General features: G+C 58.4%; 18 protein-coding genes. 3 read left to right on the top strand and 15 right to left on the bottom strand.

Annotated features, from left to right (window positions below; all coding sequences use genetic code 11):
• Positions 1-16: 16 nt before the first annotated feature.
• The 10 genes from FDP25_RS12010 to FDP25_RS12055 form a co-directional block, all read right to left on the bottom strand.
• Complete coding sequence (locus FDP25_RS12010; RefSeq protein WP_154152021.1) at positions 17-574, bottom strand: tetratricopeptide repeat protein; 558 nt, start codon at positions 572-574, stop codon at positions 17-19.
• A gap of 20 nt (positions 575-594) precedes the next feature.
• A complete protein-coding gene (locus tag FDP25_RS12015) occupies positions 595-1,575 on the bottom strand; it encodes a type II secretion system F family protein (protein WP_154152022.1) in 981 nt (326 codons plus the stop codon).
• Between the two features lie 12 nt (positions 1,576-1,587).
• Positions 1,588-2,556: a type II secretion system F family protein gene (locus tag FDP25_RS12020; RefSeq protein WP_154152023.1), complete on the bottom strand. Its 969-nt coding sequence runs from the start codon at positions 2,554-2,556 to the stop codon at positions 1,588-1,590.
• Positions 2,557-2,561: 5 nt separating this feature from the next.
• Positions 2,562-4,001 carry a TadA family conjugal transfer-associated ATPase gene (locus FDP25_RS12025; protein ID WP_154152024.1) on the bottom strand — a complete coding sequence of 480 codons (1,440 nt, stop codon included), beginning with the start codon at positions 3,999-4,001 and terminating at the stop codon, positions 2,562-2,564.
• Between the two features lie 18 nt (positions 4,002-4,019).
• A complete protein-coding gene (locus FDP25_RS12030) occupies positions 4,020-5,243 on the bottom strand; it encodes a CpaE/TadZ family protein (protein ID WP_425500512.1) in 1,224 nt (407 codons plus the stop codon).
• 264 nt (positions 5,244-5,507) lie between these two features.
• A complete protein-coding gene (locus FDP25_RS12035) occupies positions 5,508-6,176 on the bottom strand; it encodes an OmpA family protein (protein ID WP_154152028.1) in 669 nt (222 codons plus the stop codon).
• Between the two features lie 17 nt (positions 6,177-6,193).
• Entirely contained in the window at positions 6,194-7,612 is a 1,419-nt protein-coding gene (locus FDP25_RS12040; protein ID WP_154153447.1) for a type II and III secretion system protein family protein, read from the bottom strand.
• 199 nt (positions 7,613-7,811) lie between these two features.
• On the bottom strand, positions 7,812-8,684 hold the full coding sequence (gene cpaB, locus FDP25_RS12045) for a Flp pilus assembly protein CpaB (RefSeq protein ID WP_154152030.1): 873 nt from the start codon (positions 8,682-8,684) through the stop codon (positions 7,812-7,814).
• 263 nt (positions 8,685-8,947) lie between these two features.
• Entirely contained in the window at positions 8,948-9,124 is a 177-nt protein-coding gene (locus tag FDP25_RS12050) for a hypothetical protein (RefSeq protein WP_425500513.1), read from the bottom strand.
• Between the two features lie 123 nt (positions 9,125-9,247).
• Complete coding sequence (locus FDP25_RS12055) at positions 9,248-9,460, bottom strand: Flp family type IVb pilin (protein WP_154152032.1); 213 nt, start codon at positions 9,458-9,460, stop codon at positions 9,248-9,250.
• 391 nt (positions 9,461-9,851) lie between these two features.
• Between FDP25_RS12055 and FDP25_RS12060 the strand changes: the two genes are divergently transcribed.
• Positions 9,852-10,631, top strand: coding sequence for a lytic transglycosylase domain-containing protein (locus FDP25_RS12060; protein WP_246175828.1), 780 nt, complete (start codon positions 9,852-9,854; stop codon positions 10,629-10,631).
• A 52-nt stretch (positions 10,632-10,683) separates the two neighbouring features.
• Here FDP25_RS12060 and FDP25_RS12065 read toward each other — a convergent pair whose 3' ends face one another.
• The 3 genes from FDP25_RS12065 to topA all read right to left on the bottom strand — a co-directional run bounded on the left by FDP25_RS12065 (position 10,684) and on the right by topA (position 14,689).
• Positions 10,684-11,310: a 3-oxoacid CoA-transferase subunit B gene (locus tag FDP25_RS12065; protein WP_154152036.1), complete on the bottom strand. Its 627-nt coding sequence runs from the start codon at positions 11,308-11,310 to the stop codon at positions 10,684-10,686.
• 3 nt (positions 11,311-11,313) lie between these two features.
• Complete coding sequence (locus tag FDP25_RS12070) at positions 11,314-12,009, bottom strand: CoA transferase subunit A (RefSeq protein WP_154152038.1); 696 nt, start codon at positions 12,007-12,009, stop codon at positions 11,314-11,316.
• Between the two features lie 118 nt (positions 12,010-12,127).
• Entirely contained in the window at positions 12,128-14,689 is a 2,562-nt protein-coding gene (gene topA, locus FDP25_RS12075; protein WP_154152040.1) for a type I DNA topoisomerase, read from the bottom strand.
• Between the two features lie 141 nt (positions 14,690-14,830).
• Here topA and FDP25_RS12080 point away from each other — a divergent pair, with 141 nt between their 5' ends.
• Positions 14,831-15,262: a hypothetical protein gene (locus FDP25_RS12080; protein ID WP_154152042.1), complete on the top strand. Its 432-nt coding sequence runs from the start codon at positions 14,831-14,833 to the stop codon at positions 15,260-15,262.
• Here FDP25_RS12080 and dprA read toward each other — a convergent pair.
• The gene (gene dprA, locus FDP25_RS12085) at positions 15,259-16,431 is read right to left on the bottom strand and encodes a DNA-processing protein DprA (RefSeq protein WP_154152044.1); all 1,173 of its coding nucleotides are present in this window, start codon (positions 16,429-16,431) and stop codon (positions 15,259-15,261) included. The genes FDP25_RS12080 and dprA overlap by 4 nt on opposite strands.
• A 331-nt stretch (positions 16,432-16,762) precedes the next feature.
• Here dprA and FDP25_RS12090 point away from each other — a divergent pair, with 331 nt between their 5' ends.
• Entirely contained in the window at positions 16,763-17,695 is a 933-nt protein-coding gene (locus FDP25_RS12090; protein WP_246175830.1) for a DMT family transporter, read from the top strand.
• A 19-nt stretch (positions 17,696-17,714) separates the two neighbouring features.
• Here FDP25_RS12090 and tldD read toward each other — a convergent pair whose 3' ends face one another.
• Positions 17,715-19,139, bottom strand: coding sequence for a metalloprotease TldD (tldD, locus tag FDP25_RS12095; RefSeq protein WP_154152046.1), 1,425 nt, complete (start codon positions 19,137-19,139; stop codon positions 17,715-17,717).
• Between the last annotated feature and the right edge of the window lie 127 nt (positions 19,140-19,266).

The following is a 19,266-nucleotide window of genomic DNA, read 5'->3' on the forward strand; positions in this document are numbered from 1 at the left end:
ACTGCCTTCGCCTCGATCATGGTATCTTGCGGATCAGGTAGTCGCTGCTACCCCGCCGTACCAATTTGTAGTCTTGTTCTTTTCGTTCACCATAATCGGAATTTTCCGATTTTGCGAGTGCTAACCGCAAATTGTCGCGAATTGAGTCACTTTGGCCATTGTCTATGGCATATGCGCGACGGAATACCTGTGCCGCTTCGGCGGTTTTCCCGCGTTCCATGAGGACAACGCCGAGGTTGTTCCACACTTCCGGGGCGTCTTCGTCTTTCTCGATGGCATCACGGAGCAGGCGTTCGGCGGTGCCGAGGCGGCCAAGGGCAAGGTTGGCGCTGCCGATGCCGGCAATCACCTCCGCTGTCATGCCTTGGGTCACGGCGGCACGCGAGTAAGCGTCAATCGCCAGCTCGTATTCGCCGGCATCCATCAGACGGTGCCCGACGATCATGCCATCGACGGCCTCGCCATTCTTGGCCACGCCGGGGGCATAGGGATTGTCACCTGACACAGTTTCGCCCTGTCCGGTGCATCCGGCCAGGGCGAGGATCAGAAAAGAAGTGGCGCTTGCCCGTATCATCGCACCCTTGATGCCGTCGGTTATTTCATTTGCCCTAATAGCTCCATAATCCCGAGGACCGATGGACCCACCAGAATAATCAGCAATGGGGGCACTGTAAGCATCATGGTGGCCAATGTCATCTTGGTTGGCAGCTTGTTGGCTTTTTCTTCGGCGCGCATGACGCGTTTGTCACGCATTTCCCCCGCATAGACCCGCAGGGCATCGGCAATTGATGTCCCGAAAGACTGCGACTGGATCAATACTGTGACGAAACTGGAGATGTCTTGCACCCCGCAGCGGTCGGACATTTCGTTGAGCACGGAGGGCTTGTCGCGGCCTGCCTTGATCTGGTGGGCGACGATTTCATATTCCTCGGCCAGAGCGGGAAAAGAAACTCGGATTTCACGCGCGACCCGGATGATCGCCTGATCCATGGATTGGCCCGCTTCCACGCAGGTCAGCATCATGTCGAGACTGTCGGGAAAGCCGTTGGAGATCTCTTCCTGGCGTTGTTGCAGACGTTTGTTGACCCAGGTTTTGGGAAGAATGTAGCCAATAGCACCAGGGCCGAGGATGTACATCAGCGTCTGCTGCGTGGTGGCTTCATCGCCGGATACGAAGATGAGGAAATACAAGACACCCAGCACAAGGAACCCAAGGCCAAGCGCGAATTGAGCAAAATGGAAGTAGCGCACGGCATCGCGACTGCGATAGCCCGCCTGCATCAGTGTCAGGCGGATTTGAGACAGTTGCTTGGCATCTTTCGGCTCAAGGAAGTTGGCGTATTTGTCCAGCTTCTCGTTCCGGGTGCCGGTGCGCAGTTTCTTCTTCGGCTGCAACTCGCTTTGGGTGTCGCGCGAATTTTTCTTGAGCTTTTCCAGAGGGTCTTTCGAATCTTGAATAAGCAGGGGGATCGTTACGAGAACCAGGATCACACCGAGTGTCCCGACCGCGATAAGCGGTCCGAAGGGGCCCATCAGGTCGGTCAGCATGGTTTGCATGTTGGAAAGGAATTGCATGACGGTGTCCTTTTAAACCTTGATGTTCACAAGCGCCCGCATGACGAACAGATTGACCGTCAGGAAGGCCCCCACAACCAGACAGGCCGGGATAAACCAGGGGTGATCGATGGACGAGTCGTAGTAATTGGGGTCCAGAAGCTGAATGCCGACAAGTGCAAGCAGCGGGAAGCCGGACAGGAACTTGCCTGACCATTGCGCCTCGGCAGTGATGGCTTTTACCCGGCGGAACAGGCGGAAACGTGCCCGGATCACCTTGGCCAGACCATCGAGAATCTCGGCAAGGTTACCGCCCGATTGCTGTTGAATGGTCACGGCCACGGCAAGGAAACGCAAATCCTGCATGTCCAGACGTTCGGCCATTTCGGTCAGGGCCTCGCCCATGTCACGGCCATAGGCGGCCTCGTCGGCGATCATGCCGAATTCGGTCGCGAGGGGGTCGGCGACTTCGTTGGCCACGATGCTGACGGCCGAGGCGAAGGGATGGCCGACCCGCAGGCTCCGCACCATGAGTTCGATTGCGTCGGGCAGTTGTTCTTCCAGAAGGCCCATGCGTTTGTTGGCCTTCATGTTGATCCACATGTATATGCCGCCAACTCCCATGGCGACGGAGACCAGTGCGCGGACCGGGACACTGGTAGCCGTGCCGACAGACAATCCGATGAAGGCAATGATGCTGACACCGACCATCAGCATGACGAGCTGTTTGGGGGTAAAGGCAATGGCGGCCTTTTGCGCTTTCTCCGATAGAATCGCATACAGCGGGACTTTTCGCGCCTTGATGTGCTGTTGCATCTCCTTTCGGAGCTTTTCCATCACCTCTTCACGATTGCCGCCCTTGTCGAGCATCTCAAGCCGCCGGTTGACGCGGTTGTTAAGGCTGATCGACCGGCCAAAGACCGTCAGGTACAGGCCCTCGACGAGAACCAGGACCCCGATGAAGATGAGGCCATAGATGATCGGTTCTGCACTGAGACTCATTTGTATTACTCCGCGGCGATGGGTTCATAGATGCTGGGGGGAAGGTCGTATCCCCACAGGCGGAAACGTTCTGAGAAGTTCGACCGCACGCCGGTACCGGTGAAGTGGCCGATGATCTTGTTGTCGGGTGTCAGGCCGACCCTTTGAAACCGGAAGATTTCCTGCATCGAGATCACATCACCCTCCATGCCGGTCACTTCGGTGATCGATGTCATGCGGCGTGAGCCATCTTGCAGGCGGCTGGCCTGCACGATGAGGTGGACAGCCGAGGCGATCTGGCTGCGGACCGCCTTGATCGGCATTTCGATACCGGACATTGCGATCATGTTCTCAAGGCGGCTAACGGCATCGCGTGCGTTGTTGGCGTGGATCGTGGTCATGGAGCCATCGTGGCCCGTGTTCATGGCCTGCAACATGTCGATCACCTCTTCGCCCCGCGTCTCACCCACGATGATACGGTCAGGGCGCATCCGCAGGGCGTTTTTCAGACAGTCACGGGGCGAGACCTCGCCTTTGCCTTCGACGTTGGGGGGGCGGCTTTCCATGCGCCCGACGTGGACCTGTTGAAGCTGAAGTTCGGCGGTGTCTTCGATCGTCAGGATACGTTCGGAGTTGTCGATGAAAGACGACAGGGCATTGAGCGTGGTCGTCTTACCTGAACCCGTCCCGCCCGAGACGATAACGTTCAGGCGGGTGGCAACCGCGGCTTGAAGGTAGGCGGCCATTTCCTCGGAAAAGGCACCGAAATTCACCAGGTCATCGATACCCAGCTTGTCTTTTTTGAATTTCCGGATCGAGACAAGGCTACCGTCCACGGCGATCGGGGGCACCATGGCGTTGAAACGTGACCCATCGGCAAGACGGGCGTCGACATAGGGGTTTGATTCATCCACCCGGCGACCGACGGCGGAGACGATCTTGTCGATGATCCGCAACAGGTGCTTTTCATCCTTGAAGGTCACGTCACTGAGTTCGAGTTTACCCGCGCGTTCAACGAAGATCTGCTGTGGACCGTTGACCAGGATGTCGTTGACAGTGTCGTCTTGCAGCAAGGTTTCCAGTGGCCCGAGGCCGCGCACCTCGTCATAGAGTTCTTGGGTCAGGGTTGTGCGATCTTCGCGATTAAGGACGATCCCGCGTTCTTCCAGGACCTCACCGGCGATCGAGCTGATCTCGGCACGCAAGTCCGCCTCGCTTGCGCTTTCAAGGGCGGCGAGGTTCAGGTTGTCCAGAAGGGCGCGGTGCAGTTCCAGTTTGATCTCACCAAGCCGCTCCTTGCGCTTGCGATCCTTGTCTTCGGTCACGGGACGCGCCGCCACTTTCTGTGTCGGGCGGCGTAGCGATTGAACTTGTTCCACGGGCTGTGTTTTGGGTGCTTCAACAGGCGCGGTGGTGGGGGCCGGGGCCGGTTTCTTGGGCGCGGCTTTCTTATACTTCGAGAACATCGCGGTGCGTCCCTTTCCTTAGGCGGCTTCAGCTTCGTTTTTGCCCAGCTCGTGCAAGGAGCTGGCCAGTTTTGCGATTTCCTTGCGCAGCGGGTTTTTTGCTGCGGAGGAGCCCAGCGGTGTACCTTGGTCACAGCTTTGCGACACTTGCCTGCCTCCATCGGGGAGTTGCACCTCGATGCCGATTTCAAGGCTTTCGCCAAGGCGTTTGACACGGCTTTTGCCGTTCAAATCGGTAAATTTAGGGGCGCGATTGAGGCAATATCGCAGCTTCTCGACGGGCAGATCTTCTGACTTCAACGCCCGCTTGAGACGCAATGCGTTCTGTGCCGAGCGCATATCCAGCTCCAAGGTGCAGAAATAGACCTGTGCCGAAGTTAAAACGGTTTCGGTCCATTGCACGAGGGTCGAGGGCATGTCGACAATGACATAGTCAAAATGCAGCCGTGCAAGTTCCAGAACACGACTGACGTCCTCTGATGAAATCAAATCAAGCGGGAGCATGTCCGTCGGTGCGGTCAACACCCAAAGCTTGTCATCGAATGTTGCAAGCGCCTGTTTGAAGATGTCCTCGTCCATTGCATCGGTATCGGCCCACATTTCATAGACGACGTCGCGGCGGGGCAGATCGAGGTAGGTGGCGACTGATCCGGTTTGCAGACCGAGGTCGATCAGACAAACGCGTGGCGGATTGTTTTTTTCTACCGTGGCCAGTTCCCATGCGAGATTGACCGCAAGCGTTGTGGCCCCGGTCCCGCCAGAAATTGGTTGTACGGCCAGAAGCACGCCGTCACCGACACGTTCCGAGTTGTTGAATGGCGAGTGGGCGGGTTCTGCGGCGGCCTCTTCCTCTTTCTGAAGGCGCTCGATCGCTGCCTGCAATTCGCCTTCGGGAAGAGGGTAGGGGACAAATTCATGCGCGCCCTGACGTAGAAGTTGGTGGAGGGCGGAAGGGCTGACATCCTCGGCGATGAGAATCACCTTGATTCCTCGCGCATTCGCCAGCGAGATGATTTCCCCCAGAAGAACGAGATCGTCTTCGTCGGTTTCATCTATCGCAACCGCGACGAATTCCAGTGAATCAGCTTCGGGTTGGTTGAAGAACGCGAGGGACTCAGCGAACCCCAGGTCGCCCCAGTTTTCGCCAAGCGCAGTTTCCATATCCTCGATCAAAAGATCGAAGTTCTGGACATCGCGGCTGATCGTGCACGCGACGATCGGGCTGAGTTCTGTCTGTGTCATCGAACCACTCGTCATTATTTTGCGAAACCATCCCGCCGCTTTGCCCTTCTGCAAAATGACCATGAGGTCAGATTAACCGGGGCGCTTCGTCTCAGCGGGAGACTCTCTTGCCTGTGCCTAACCTCACTGAAAATCTAGGCAACATTTGGGCCAAAAAACCGTATTTGTGCGATGATCGCGGACAAAAAAAACCCGCCATTGTGGCGGGTCTTTTGAGGTGGCCCGGCCTTGGCCGGACAGGGAGATTGCGATTGTATCCGTCGATCACCCACCGGATGGGGTGCCGAGGCCCTCTTGTTCCGATACATTTTGGAGGTCGGACGCTGGTTTTGCACTGTTGATGTACTCGCGGTAAACGACTTCGGCGTATTTCCCCTGCATTACGATGGGATGCGAACGGACAAAGCCGGACACTTCGGTAACCGTCCGGCGGTTACGACGTTCGCGACCTTGAGTCACGATAAGCGGTTGAGTTTCGCCGAAGGAGGCTACGGCTTCGAGGCGGCTGCGGCTTATCCCTTGCGCCACGAGATAGTTCACGACGGCATTGGCACGACGTAGGCCGAGCGCTTTGTTATATGCATTCGATCCGACCTTGTCGGTGTGGCCGTAAACGCGGAACCGAACCTCGGGGAATTGCTTGATCCAATGGGCCTGTTCGCGCAGCGTATCGCGCGCACCGGCGTCCAGTTGTGCCGAATTGAACGCGAAGTTGACAGTGCTGAGCACCTCTTTCGCAAAACGGTTCGACAGGTCGAAGACATACCCCTTCTCGCCGGTCATCACGAGGTGGTTGTTCATGTTGGCGTTGCCAAAGGATCCATTGTCGACCAGTGACCCGGCTTCGTGGGTATATGAGCGGTAGACCTCGCCTGGTGAGGATGAACACGCGGTGAGAGCGACAAGCCCCGCAGTTGCGATAAGGTGTTTCATGTGCTCCTGCCTTTCGGTCAATCCATCACATAGCCATAAGAGCCGCTGAAGTCTTGTTTGGCGACTTCTCCGGCTTTGCTGGTCGGATCCGCGGATTTGGCCACGCGTCCGTTGAGGAACAAATCCTTCTCGGACGGTAGCTTGACCCGGTCGGTCGGAAGGGCCAATGCCTCGCCGCGAGTGGGCGTGACAAGGTGCGCCGAAATAATGATCACTAGTTCGGTTTGCGAGCGGGCGTAATCGGCACTGCGGAAGAGGGTGCCAAGGATCGGCACGTCGCCCAGCCATGGGACTTGGCCATTGGTGTCGCGGAAATCGTCTTGCAGAAGCCCGGCGATTGCAAAGCTCTGACCGTCGCGCAACGACACCGTTGTCGAGGTGTCGCGACGGCGGAAGGCATCCACGTTGAAACCATTGGTCGTGATCCCGTTGGTCGGGTCAATCGAGGACACGGCCGCGGCCAGTTCCAGATTTATAACGTCTTCATCCACGACACGCGGTACGAAATTCAGCTCGACACCGAAGGGTTTGAATTCAATCGTGGTTGAATCGTTGTCCTGAGCCACCGGGATTGGATACTCGCCACCGGCAAGGAATGTCGCCTCCTGCCCGGAAAGCGCGGTCAGGTTCGGTTCAGCCAAAGTGCGAACAACGCCTTTTGTTTCAAGGGCTTCCAGAAGGATGCCAACTTCTACGGAACCGACATCAAACCCGAATGCGAAGGCCGCATTGTTGGTATTTGTTCCAGGAACGGCACCGCCGATCGTGTTGAGAATGCTACCCTGTGTGGCTGTGCTGTTTGTTCCGCCAATTACGCCAAGGCCCGATCCGCTGCGCCCATCGATGGACAGAGAAGAAGAAAGTGCTTTGGAAACGCTGCGCTGCATCTCGGCGAAGCGCACCTTGAGCATGACCTGCTGTTTCCCGGACACCACCATCAGGTTCGAAACACGTTCGGGGGCATAGCGTTTGGCAAGTTCAAGCGCGCGATCCATACGCGCGTTGCTGGAGACGCTGCCAGAAAGGACGATACCGTCGTTGGCCGAGCGGACCTCAATCTTTTCGCCGGGCAGGATTTGCCGCAAGCGTTCCTTGAATTCCGAAATATCGGCCGCGACGCTGACGTTGACATTGGTGATCAGGCGCCCATTGGCATCCAGAAGCGTCAATGTCGTGCGTCCGGGCGCCTTGCCCAGAACATAGATCGTGCGATCCGAAAGCGTTGAAAAGTCCGCTATTGACGGGTTTGCAATGCTGAGTTCGGCGAAGGGAACATCGCTTTCAACAACAACTGCGCGGTTCATTGGTACGCTCAGATCGCGGTTTGCTCCTTTGCGTACAACTGTGATGTTTTCTGCAATGGCCGAGGTCGCGATTGGACCGCACGCCACAGCCAACCCAAGCAGGATGGCCCTAATAAAACCTAGCTTTTTCATGTGACCTGCCTTTCCGATCACGCCTCAAATTGTCGGGTCTTACCGCCCGGATTTTGAGGTAGTCTGCGGCAATTCGAATTTATTTTCAAGAATCAATGGGTTTTGAGGCGAAATTGTCGTGAAACTGTCGAAAGTGTTGCCGACAAGCGACGGGGCGCCTGAACCAGACGCCCCGTTCTCGATTGGATATGCATCCGGATCAGTTCGTGCAGGGGATCTCGCTGACGATGACTTCGGCACCGCGGCGTGTCCGAATGGTGCAAACCTCTTTGCGCTGTTCCGGCTCAGGTTCGGGCTCCATCGCGGCGATACCAAGAAGTTGGCGTTGATCAACCTCGATCGCTTCGGCCACCGTGTCATCCTTGGTCCCCACAAGCGACAGGGACAAGCGACCTGTCGACTGGGCCTGCGCCAAGGCGGCAACCTGATGCGGTTGCGCGGCGACGGTTACAGTGCGGGCAATCACGGCTTCGGTCATGTCGACATTGGCCGATTGGTTGATGGCGATCAGGCGGACACCGGTTTCTATGAGCTTGGTCACTTCGCCAACTGAATTGCGTTCGGTCCGCGCGCCGCTGCGGCCAATGTTTCCTGTCCAGTATACATCGACACGATCGCCAGGGCGCAAGAACCCAGAGACGCCGCTGGAAACATCGACGTTAATGGCAAAGGCACGCTCTCCGCGGTCGAGGCGCGATGTGATCCCCGCCTCTTCACCGGCACCGGTGACTTTGCTTGCCAGGATCGCTTCGTTCGGCAGCATTGCCCGCAGGGCCGAGCGGGGCTCGTCGTCACCCTCGGGAAAAAGATCTTCTTCTTTAAGGAACACACCTTCGGGAAGCGATTCCTTGGGGAATTTCGTGAGGCGTACGTCGTCTTTCATCACGCGCTGACCGTATTCAATTGGCCGCTTTGCAACGAAGATTTCAACCGTTTCAATCGCGGGCGCACGTTGGGCGCGCTCTTGGGCAAGCTGTGATTGGTAGCCCTGAATGTAGTTCTTGGCCATATAGACCGAGAATCCGGCAAGGCCGACCCCGACAATAAGCACCAGTCCAAAAACCAATCTCATGGCCTATCCTTTCAAGGTTGTTTCTCTTCCGGCGCTGCCGGTAGACGTTCATCCGTTTGGGTATTCTATTATTGTGGCAAAATATGGGTGATCGGGTGGAGACATCTCGGCATGTCTGACGTGACAGCCCGCAAATGCTCGTGTCTCGGTGCCCACATTATCAACGCATGGTCGGTTCATATCTTGTGAGATATGCACCTTGGTGAGCGACCGCTCACCAACTTTACGTCTCAAGGATGATCACCTGTATACAGGCGGGAATACTACTGAAGTTGCGAGTCGTCGCCGGAAGTGATCGCTTCGGATGTCACTTCTTCCAGGTTGCTGGTCGCATTGCTGATGCCGACCAAAATGCCGATTCCCAACGCAACCACGGCTGCGGTCAGGACGACCCAATCAACGGTCACAGCGCCATCTTCGTCGTAGATGAAATTATGCATGATTTTTTTCATTTTACCTGCCCGCTTTTGATTGGAACGGTAATCTTGGCTATGAGCCAGTTTCGCAACCATTCCTAAAAAGAGGCCGCGAGCAATATGCTCGCGGCCCTGCTTTGAGCGATATTAGGTGCCGGTGTTGTCATAGTTGGTAACGTTGCCGGACGTAGCACCGCCGTCGATGCTTGCGCCGATGTCGGTTGCCAGCGTGTCGGTGCTGGTTTGGATCAGCGACAGTGCGCCAATGCCCAGGGCAACAACGGCTGCGGTCAGAACGACCCAGTCAACAGTCACGGCACCGTCTTCGTCTTTGCGGAAGTTTTTGAAGAATTTGATCATGGTTGGTCCCTCCAAAGGATCAGTTACATTACGTTTCGAACCGTTCCGTCAGATGTCCGGGCCGCCTCTCTCTTGGCCCTCTGCCGTCTCGGTATGAGCAGATATAGCCAGTGAAATCAGGCAGGATTTTGTCTGGAATGGAACCATTTTGGTAAGCATGTATTTTTTTAAGTGTAATTCTCATAAGTAGCTGAAAAGTAACGATATATTAAGTGGAATATTTCTTCATTTTAGATTTTGAGGATTTTCTGGGCGGAGGATTGGGCGTTCTAGGTTTCCGATTTTGCGACAAAGCTGGCGTAGAGATGCGACTTTTGCGATAATTCAAGCATAATTCACAGGCAGAGCAGGCCGAACCATGCGATTCCTAGCGCCATTCTTAGTGGGCATCATGATTTGTGTGACCGCCCCGGTGCAAGCGGATGATCCGCCACCTTTTCCCGAGTTCACCTTCAAGATGGGCAAGCCCCCCGAGAAGGGGACCAAGAAACGCATTACGGTTCAGATTGAATCCGAGGTGGAACAGGCACCTCAAGCCGCAAACGACGCGCAGTCGCCCGTGGCAACACCTGCACTTGCAAAATACGCGTGGTTCTGGACGCAAGTTTCGCCGAAGCGGTCTGTTGATGGCGCTGAGCGACTGGGTCTTGCAATGCAGGCTCTTGGTGAGGGGCCGGACGGCGCCAAGGTCCGGTCGCCGAGGTTGCAGACGGTGCAGGATATCGCCCGAACCCATGGCGCACAGATTTTGCAGGCCACTATCGGGTCGCGTGTCTCCCCCGCTTTGGCGCTTGCGGTGATCTCGGTTGAATCGGGCGGCAAGCCTGCCGTGGTCAGCCAGAAGGGTGCGCAGGGGCTCATGCAGTTGATGCCGGACACGGCAGAGCGTTTCGGCGTCAACGATAGCCTGTCGCCCGCAGAGAACATCAAGGGCGGTGTGGCCTATCTTGATTGGCTGATGAAAGAGTTTGGCAATGATCCGGTTCTGGCGCTTGCCGGGTATAATGCCGGGGAAAACGCCGTTAAATCGCACGAGGGCGTGCCGCCCTTTGCCGAGACTCGCGATTATGTCCCCAAGGTTCTGGCCGCCTATGAGGTGGCGCGCAGTCTGTGCAAAACCCCGCCTGTCCTGAGCACCGACGCCTGCGCGCTGAACATCGCGATGAAATGAAAACGGGCGGCCCCATGGGACCGCCCGCCATACAGTATATATATGCCGCTGTTCAGACGATGTTTGCCTCGGTCGCGGCGCGCAGGTCATCCTCGGAGACGCCGGGGGCGCATTCGACGATCTTCAAGCCACCCTCGACTACATCGAGAACACCAAGGTTGGTGATGATGCGGTTTACCACGCCGGTACCGGTCAGCGGCAGGGTGCATTCCTTCAACAGTTTGCTGTCGCCGTGTTTGTTGGTGTGGTCCATGACCACCACCACACGGCCTACGCCAGCCACCAAATCCATCGCGCCGCCCATGCCCTTGACCAGCTTGCCGGGGATCATCCAGTTGGCCAGATCACCGTTTTCGGCCACTTCCATCGCACCAAGGATTGCCATGGCGATCTTGCCGCCACGGATCATGCCAAAGCTCATGGCGCTGTCGAAATACGAGGTATGCGGCAGTTCGGTGATGGTCTGCTTGCCCGCGTTGATGAGGTCGGGGTCGACCGCATCCTCGGTGGGGAAGGGGCCCATGCCCAGCATGCCGTTTTCCGATTGCAGCGTCACATGCACGCCTTCGGGGATAAAGTTGGGCACCAGTGTCGGGATGCCGATCCCGAGGTTCACATAGGTGCCGTCTTCGAGTTCTTGTGCCGCGCGGGCGGCCATTTCATTGCGATCCCATGCCATGGTTCAGCCCTCCCGTACCGTGCGTTTCTCGATGCGCTTCTCGTGATCGCCTTGGATCAGGCGGTGCACGTAGATACCCGGCAGGTGGATGTTGTCGGGATCCAACTCACCGGGTTCGACGATTTCTTCGACTTCCATCACGCAGGTCTTGCCGCACATTGCGGCGGGCGGATTGAAGTTGCGCGCGGTCTTGCGGAAGATGGCGTTGCCGGTCGTGTCGGCCTTCCACGCCTTGACGATGCTGAGGTCGGCAAAGATGCCGCGTTCGAGGATATAGGTCTCGCCGTCGAAATCCTTATGCTCTTTACCCTCGGCAATCTGGGTGCCGACGCCGGTTTTCGTGTAGAAGCCCGGAATGCCCGCGCCACCGGCGCGCATACGCTCGGCCAGCGTGCCTTGGGGATTGAATTCAAGCTCAAGCTCGCCCGACAGGTATTGCTGCATGAAAGTGTCATTCTCGCCCACGTAGGAGCTGAGCATTTTCTTGACCTGACGGGTTTGCAGCAGAATACCGATGCCGAAATCGTCAACGCCCGCGTTGTTCGAGGCGAAGGTCAGGTTTTGAACGCCTGACTCCTTGATCGCCTGCAACAGAAGTTCGGGGATGCCGCACAGGCCAAAGCCGCCCGCCGCGATCAGCATGTCATCGCGCAACAGCCCGTCCAATGCCTCGGCAGCAGAGCCGTAGACCTTTTTCATGGGGATACCTCCTTGGGAATACCGGTTCGAGGCAAGGTATGCGGGGCAAGGCAGGCAAGAGTCAACGCGCCCACCGCAAAGATGGGCGCGTTATAGGATTACTACGTACGGCAGGCCGCTATTTCTTGGCCGTCGCTTTCTTTTTGGCGGGGGCTTTTTTGCCTTTACCCTTCTTGGCGGCCTTTTCGGCAATCAGGTTCACGGCCATTTCCATGGTCACGTCTGCCGGGTCGGTATCCTTGGGCAGGGTCGCGTTGACCTTCTCCCATTTCACGTAGGGGCCATAGCGGCCATCCATGACGTTAACGGGCCCGCCGGATTCAGGATGTTCGCCCAGTTCCTTGATCGGTTTGGCCGCAGCACCACGCCCGCCGCGACCCGGATTGGCACGCTTTTCGGCCAGAAGTTCGACCGCGTGGTTCATGCCGATTTCGAACACCTCCTGGAATTCCTTGAGGTTCACATAGACCGGTTTCGCATCCTCGGGGCCTTGGTGCATGACATAGGGGCCAAATCGGCCAAGGTTGGATTTCACCGCCCCACCGTCGGGGTGTTCGCCAATCACACGCGGCAGGGTCAGCAGCGTCAGCGCCTTTTCAAGCGTCATATCATCGGGCGACCAGCCGGGCAGGAAGGCACCCTTGGCCTTGGGGAGCGAGGCGCGCGGGGGTTTCTTATTCTCGGGCGTAGGTTCGCCGCGTTGCACATAAGGCCCAAAGCGCCCGGCCTTGAGCCATATCTCATCCTCGCCATCGTGGCCAAGCAGGCGCTCGTCCCCATCGGCCCCTTCGCCAGCGATGGGGCGGGTATAGGTGCATTCAGGGTAATTCCCACAGCCTACGAAGCCACCGGTGCGCGAGGTTTTCAGGTGCAGTTTGCCTTCCCCACATTTGGGGCAAATCCGTGGGTCCGAGCCATCCTCGCGCGGCGGATAAAGCTGATCGGCCAGGGCCTCGTCCAGCACATCCAGTACCTCGGTGATACGCAATTCCGAGGTTTCGGCAATAGCCGCCGAGAAATCGCGCCAGAAGCGGGCGAGTACCTGTTTATAGTCCACATCGCCCGCGCTGACCTTATCAAGCTCGTCTTCGAGGTTGGCGGTGAATTCATAACCCACGTATTTGCGGAAGAAATTCAGCAGGAAAATCGTGACGATCCGGCCCTTGTCCTCGGGGATCAGGCGGTTCTTGTCCTTGCGGACATACTCGCGGTCCTGAATCGTGGTGACGATGCTTGCATAGGTCGAGGGCCGCCCGATGCCGAGTTCTTCCATTTTCTTGACCAGTGTCGCCTCGGTATAGCGCGGCGGCGGCTGGGTGAAGTGTTGTTCGGGACTGACCTTGCGTTTGTCGGTTGCGTCGCCCTGCGTGATCTGGGGCAGGCGGCGGTCGTCGTCATCGACGACGGTATCGTCGCGGCCTTCCTCGTAGACCTTCATGAAGCCGTCGAACAGCACCACCTGACCCGTGGCACGAAGGCCCACCTGACCATCCTGACTGGTTATATCAACGGTGGTGCGCTCCATTCGCGCCGCTTCCATCTGACAGGCCAGCGTGCGTTTCCAGATCAAATCATACAGCTTGCGTTGATCGGATTCGGTCACCTTGATCTGGCTTGCATCGCGCGTCATGTCCGTGGGGCGGATACATTCGTGCGCTTCTTGGGCGTTCTTGGCCTTGTTTTTATACATCCGCGGAGAGCCGGGCACATATTCCTTGCCATAGCGGTCGGCGATCGCGTCACGTGCGGCATGGACGGCCTCTGGGGCCATGTCGATGCCGTCGGTTCGCATGTAGGTAATGAGACCCGCTTCATAGAGGCGCTGTGCGGCGCTCATGGTTTGGCGTGCGCCCATGCCGAACTTGCGGCTGGCCTCTTGTTGCAGGGTCGAAGTCATGAAGGGGGGCGAGGGGTTGCGGCTGGTGGGCTTGGCCTCGACCGAGGCGACCTTGAGGTCACGCGAATTGATCGCCTGAACCGCCAGTTCGGCCTGCGTTTCGTTCTCGATGTCGTATTTATCAAGCTTCTTGCCCGCAAGAACGGTCAGGCGCGCTTCGAATTCCTGCCCTCGGGGCGTGGCTAGAAGCGCTTTGACCGACCAGTATTCGCGCGGCTTGAAGGCCTCGATCTCCATCTCGCGTTCGACGATCAGGCGCAGGCAGACCGATTGCACCCGGCCCGCCGATTTTGCACCGGGCAACTTGCGCCAAAGCACGGGGCTCAGGTTGAAGCCTACGAGGTAATCCAGCGCGCGGCGGGCGAGGTAGGCCTCGACAAGGTCCTGATCGACTTCGCGGGGGTTCTGCATGGCCTCGGTGACGGCGGACTTGGTGATGGCGTTGAACACCACGCGGGAAACCGGGGTGTCCTTCTTGATGGCGCGGCGTTTGCGCAGGGCCTCTTCAAGGTGCCAACTGATCGCTTCGCCTTCGCGGTCGGGGTCGGTCGCGAGGATCAGGGCGTTGTCGTCTTTCAGGGCGTCGGCGATGGCTTTGACATGCTTGCGGGAGTCGTATCCGACCTCCCACTTCATCTCGAAATCATGCTCGGTATCGACCGATCCGTCCTTGGGCGGAAGATCACGGACGTGACCATAGGAGGCAAGAACCGTATAGTCGGACCCCAAATATTTGTTGATTGTCTTGGCCTTAGCCGGGGATTCGACAACGACAACGGGCATGAAAACTCCTTTCGACTCACAGAGAGCGACTTATGGCGTCGGACCATGTGGGGTGGCAAGGGGAATTGTCAACGCAGGTTATCGCAGGCTTGTCTGAGGGGCGTGGGCAGGTCATGGTTGTACCAATCAAGGGAGAGAGTGATGCGTCGATTGGCATTTTTCTTAGCAGTCCTCATGCCCGGGATGGGCTGGGCATGGGAGGAGCCACAGCGCGGAACGGACACCCGAAGCGCCTTGATGGATGCGCTGCGACCCCATGCCGAATGGATGCTGGGTAAGCCGGTGGAGTTTGTAGTGCATAGCCTACGGCGATCTGGTGATGTCGGTTTTGCCAGTGTCAGGGCGCAGCGTCCCGGCGGTGGGATGATTGAGATTGCGCGGACGCCGGGGGCAAAGCGGGGGCAGTTGGATGCCGAGTTTATGGACGGCAGCAGTTTGCAGGCGCTTTACCGCAAGTCAGGCAAGACATGGGTGGCGGTACATTGGGCCATTGGGGCCACCGATGTTTGGTATGCCGACCCTGCGTTTTGCCCGGAATATCAAGCGGTTATTCCTGAGGTTTGCGGCGGTTAGCCAGCCTTTGAGGCCGCAAGGCTCAGCAAGCCGCCAGCATGGCGGCGGATGCTACCATCAAGTTCGAGATCGGTGAGTACGGGAGAGATATTCGCGGCAGGCGCCTTGAGGTCTCGGATCAGCTGATCCTCGGCCAAGGGGGAAGGGCCGAGCCGGTCAAGGATCTTCTGGTGCAGGGCGGCGGTGTCTTGCAGGCTTCGCTTGGGTGGCGCGGTCCGCGGTGGTGGGTCGAGCGGTATTTCCGCCTGTTTTCCAAGGTCTTGGATGGTATTTTGTACGGGCCCAAGGACTTCGATTACATCTTCCGCATTACGCACCAGATGTGCCCCGTCACGTATCAACATATTGCAGCCCGAAGCACGGGCATCGAAGGGGTGGCCGGGCACCGCCAGCACCTCTCGGCCCTGATCAAGGGCGGTGCGGGCGGTGATCAAACTACCGGATTTGGCGGCGGCTTCGACCACGATGGTTGCGCGGCACAACCCGCTTATGATCCTGTTTCTGCGAGGGAAATGGCGCGCTTGGGGCACCATTCCCAGGGGTTGCTCTGACAGGCGTAACCCGGTTTTGGCGATGTCTTCTGCCAATCGTGTGTTTTCGGCGGGGTACATGACATCGACGCCTCCGGCCAATACGGCCACGGTGCCGGTGTCGAGCGTGGCGGCATGTGCGGCAGTATCGATGCCGCGGGCCAGACCAGAGACCACGATAAACCCTTTCGCGGTCAGGTCTGCGGCAAGGCCTTTGGCCATGCGCTGACCTAGGGAAGAGGCATTGCGCGCGCCCACCATGGCCACAAGAGGGTGGCCAAGAATATCCATGTTGCCGATTGCCCACAGGATCGGGGGCGCGTCGGAAATTTCGGCCAATTCAAGGGGATAGAGAGGATCCCCTATGCAAAGCATTCGTGCCCCGGCCTGTTGGGCCGCGTGTAGTTCGGCACGGGCCACGCCCTCTGGGCAGACCTCGTATTTTTCGACACCTGCGGCTTTGGCGACCTCTGGCAAAGCGGCAAGCGCCGCCTTTGCCGTTCCGTGTTCTTTCATCAGCCGATGAAAGGTGGAGGGACCAACACGGCGAGATCGCAAGAGGCGAAGCCACGACACCCGATCATCTTCCGTGGTGGGTGGGAGTGGGGGGTGAGTGGAAGGATGTGTATCCTCGGTCATCATGGCTCCGCCTTCTTGCAAAACCACTATTGAGCGAGGCCGGTTAATGGAGGGTAAACCAAAAACAGCTGAATCGAAGTTTTTTCGGATACTGCCCATAGTGCATTGAAAAATATAATTAATTATCTGTGGGCGCATACCGTCATCTTGTCGGTGTCACGTCGGTATTTCGTCAGTATCGCATCGGTACCGCTTGGCAAAACACAGGAAGGGCCGAAAATATGAACGGGGCGCGCGATTTGACGGCGTATTGCGCAAGAAACGGGTCGTGCCGGCGACGTGGGCCGGAATAGGCATCATTCATCAATCGCACCAATCGGCCAGTATTACGATGACAAAGCAAGCCGTGCAAAAACTGGATATGACGTCTGCCTTCATGCTCGTGTCGCTTGCGGCGGTTTGGGGCGGATCGTTCTTTTTCGCGGAGGTCGCCCTGACCGAGGTGCCGCCGCTCACCATCACCTTTTACAGGGTCGTCCTTGCGGTGCCGATCCTTGCCTCGATTGTTCATCTGCAGGGCGTGACCCTTCCTCGATCTGTGCGGGTCTGGGGGGCGTACCTGATTATGGGAGCGCTCAACAACGCTATTCCCTTTTCATTGATTTTCTGGGGACAGACGCGCATCGACAGCGGTCTGGCGTCAATCCTCAACGGGACGACAGCCGTTTTCGCGGCCTTGCTGGCGGGGCTGCTTCTGGCCGACGAACCTTTGAGCAAGAAGAAAGTTGTCGGTGCGGCGCTGGGTCTGGCGGGGGTGGCGTATATCATGGGGCCCGAAGCCTTGAACGGCCTCAATCCCGGCAACTTGGCGCAGCTGGCGGTCTTGGGGGCGGCCCTGTCTTATGCGCTGGCCGGTGTCTGGGGGCGACGGGCGCTGGCCGGGCAGCCGCCATTGGTGAATGCCTTGGGGATGCTGATCGGTAGCAGCCTGTTGATGGCGCCTGTTGTCATAATGGTGGATGGCCTGCCATCCCCGGACCTGTCTTGGCGGGTCTGGAGTGCGTTGATCGGCGTTGCATCCCTGTCCACGGCTTTTGCCTATGTCCTGTATTTTGCCATTCTTGGCCGGGCGGGGGCGGCCAACCTGCTTTTGGTGACGTTGCTTATTCCGCCCTTCGCGATTGGACTTGGCGCGGCTTTCCTTGGTGAAAGGATGGGGCCGCAGGCCTGGATCGGGTTTGCAATCATCGCGCTGGGCATCTCGGTGACCGATGGGCGGTTGTTCTCCCGGCGGTTGGCGCGCACGACGATCCCGAAACCCTGATAAGAGAAGGGGCGGTTGTCTATCCGGCTGCCGAACCACCAACAGTCAGCCCGCCGATCATCACCGTGGGCTGGCCCACGCCGACCGGCACCCATTGGCCTTGTTTGCCGCAGTTGCCCATGCCGGGATCAAGCGCCATGTCGTTGCCAAGGGCGCGGATTTGCTGAAGCGCGGTGGCCCCGTCACCGATGAGCGTGGCGCCCTTGACGGGTGCGCCGACCTTGCCGTCTTTCACGCGGTAGGCCTCGGTGCAGGAGAACACGAACTTGCCGTTGGTGATGTCCACCTGACCGCCGCCAAAGCCCACGGCATAAATCCCGTCCTTGAGGTCGGCGACGATATCTTCCGGCGCCGTTTCCCCACCCAGCATATAGGTGTTGGTCATGCGCGGCATGGGGGCATGGGCATAGGATTCGCGGCGGCCATTGCCGGTGGGCGTGACACCCATGAGACGGGCGTTCTGGCGATCCTGCATGAACCCCACGAGGATACCGTCCTCGATCAGGGTGTTCTTGCCCGAGGGCGTGCCCTCGTCATCCACGGTGATACTGCCGCGCCGATCAGGGATGGTGCCATCATCCAACACGGTGACGCCCGGCGCCGCGATGCGTTGGCCCATCAGCCCGGCAAAGGCGGAGCTGCCCTTGCGGTTGAAATCGCCCTCAAGGCCATGGCCGATCGCCTCGTGCAGCAGGATGCCGGGCCAGCCGGGCCCGAGGACCACGTCCATGATACCGGCGGGCGCGGCTTCGGCGCGCAGGTTCACAAGGGCGATGCGCAGCGCCTCCTGCGCCTTGGCCTGCCAGTCGGCGGGGTCGATCAGGCCATCTAGGCCGATACGCCCGCCGCCCCCGGCGGTCCCGGTTTCACGGCGGCCATCCTGTTCGACGATGACCGAGACATTGAGACGGGTCATGGGCCGGGTATCCGACACCTCTGAGCCATCGGGCCGCAGGATCACCACCTCTTGGTGCGAGGCGGCGATTGTGGCAGTGACTTGTACGACGCGCGGGTCAAGGCCGCGGGCAAAATCGTCGATCTCGCGCAGGGTTTCGAGCTTGACCGGGAATTCCGCACCGGCGATGGGATCGGCATCTGTATATAAATGCCTGTTGGTTCGTGGCGGGGGCGGGGCCATGGTGCCGCCGCCATCACCCACGGCCAGCCGCGCGGTTTCCACGGCGCGTTTGAGCGCGCCTTCGGAGATGTCAGATGAATGGGCATATCCCGCGACTTCGCCACGTACGGCACGCAGGCCAAACCCTTGTGCGGCGTCGTAAGAGGCTGTTTTCACACGGCCATCATCGAAGACCAAGGCCTCGGACCGGCGGCGTTCAAGGAAAAGCTCCCCGTCGTCGGCGCCCTGTGTGGCCTGCACCAAATGGCGCAGTGCCGTGTCACGGTCAAGCGAAGTGTCGAAGGGGCGAAAGGCACTGTCGGTCATGGGGTCCTGTTCCTTGGGGTGCGACAAATTTGTTTGATCTAAATCAAAAAAGCGTCCGTTTGCCGCAATGGTCTTTCTTGTCTGCCGCCCCAGAATATGGTTTCTAACGGCGATGAAACAACGGGAT

The sequence above is a fragment of the Roseovarius bejariae genome (assembly GCF_009669325.1).
Lineage (GTDB): Bacteria > Pseudomonadota > Alphaproteobacteria > Rhodobacterales > Rhodobacteraceae > Roseovarius > Roseovarius bejariae.

Coding starts and splice junctions, on each gene's coding strand:
- FDP25_RS12010 (WP_154152021.1), bottom strand. CDS start 574: ATGATACGGGCAAGCGCCACTTCTTTTCTGATCCTCGCCCTGGCCGGA.
- cpaB (WP_154152030.1), bottom strand. CDS start 8,684: ATGAGATTGGTTTTTGGACTGGTGCTTATTGTCGGGGTCGGCCTTGCC.
- FDP25_RS12030 (WP_425500512.1), bottom strand. CDS start 5,243: ATGACACAGACAGAACTCAGCCCGATCGTCGCGTGCACGATCAGCCGC.
- FDP25_RS12040 (WP_154153447.1), bottom strand. CDS start 7,612: ATGAAAAAGCTAGGTTTTATTAGGGCCATCCTGCTTGGGTTGGCTGTG.
- tldD (WP_154152046.1), bottom strand. CDS start 19,139: ATGACCGACAGTGCCTTTCGCCCCTTCGACACTTCGCTTGACCGTGAC.
- FDP25_RS12090 (WP_246175830.1), top strand. CDS start 16,763: ATGACAAAGCAAGCCGTGCAAAAACTGGATATGACGTCTGCCTTCATG.
- FDP25_RS12060 (WP_246175828.1), top strand. CDS start 9,852: ATGATTTGTGTGACCGCCCCGGTGCAAGCGGATGATCCGCCACCTTTT.
- FDP25_RS12015 (WP_154152022.1), bottom strand. CDS start 1,575: ATGCAATTCCTTTCCAACATGCAAACCATGCTGACCGACCTGATGGGC.
- FDP25_RS12025 (WP_154152024.1), bottom strand. CDS start 4,001: ATGTTCTCGAAGTATAAGAAAGCCGCGCCCAAGAAACCGGCCCCGGCC.
- FDP25_RS12020 (WP_154152023.1), bottom strand. CDS start 2,556: ATGAGTCTCAGTGCAGAACCGATCATCTATGGCCTCATCTTCATCGGG.
- FDP25_RS12080 (WP_154152042.1), top strand. CDS start 14,831: ATGCGTCGATTGGCATTTTTCTTAGCAGTCCTCATGCCCGGGATGGGC.
- topA (WP_154152040.1), bottom strand. CDS start 14,689: ATGCCCGTTGTCGTTGTCGAATCCCCGGCTAAGGCCAAGACAATCAAC.
- FDP25_RS12050 (WP_425500513.1), bottom strand. CDS start 9,124: ATGCATAATTTCATCTACGACGAAGATGGCGCTGTGACCGTTGATTGG.
- FDP25_RS12055 (WP_154152032.1), bottom strand. CDS start 9,460: ATGATCAAATTCTTCAAAAACTTCCGCAAAGACGAAGACGGTGCCGTG.
- dprA (WP_154152044.1), bottom strand. CDS start 16,431: ATGACCGAGGATACACATCCTTCCACTCACCCCCCACTCCCACCCACC.
- FDP25_RS12065 (WP_154152036.1), bottom strand. CDS start 11,310: ATGGCATGGGATCGCAATGAAATGGCCGCCCGCGCGGCACAAGAACTC.
- FDP25_RS12035 (WP_154152028.1), bottom strand. CDS start 6,176: ATGAAACACCTTATCGCAACTGCGGGGCTTGTCGCTCTCACCGCGTGT.
- FDP25_RS12070 (WP_154152038.1), bottom strand. CDS start 12,009: ATGAAAAAGGTCTACGGCTCTGCTGCCGAGGCATTGGACGGGCTGTTG.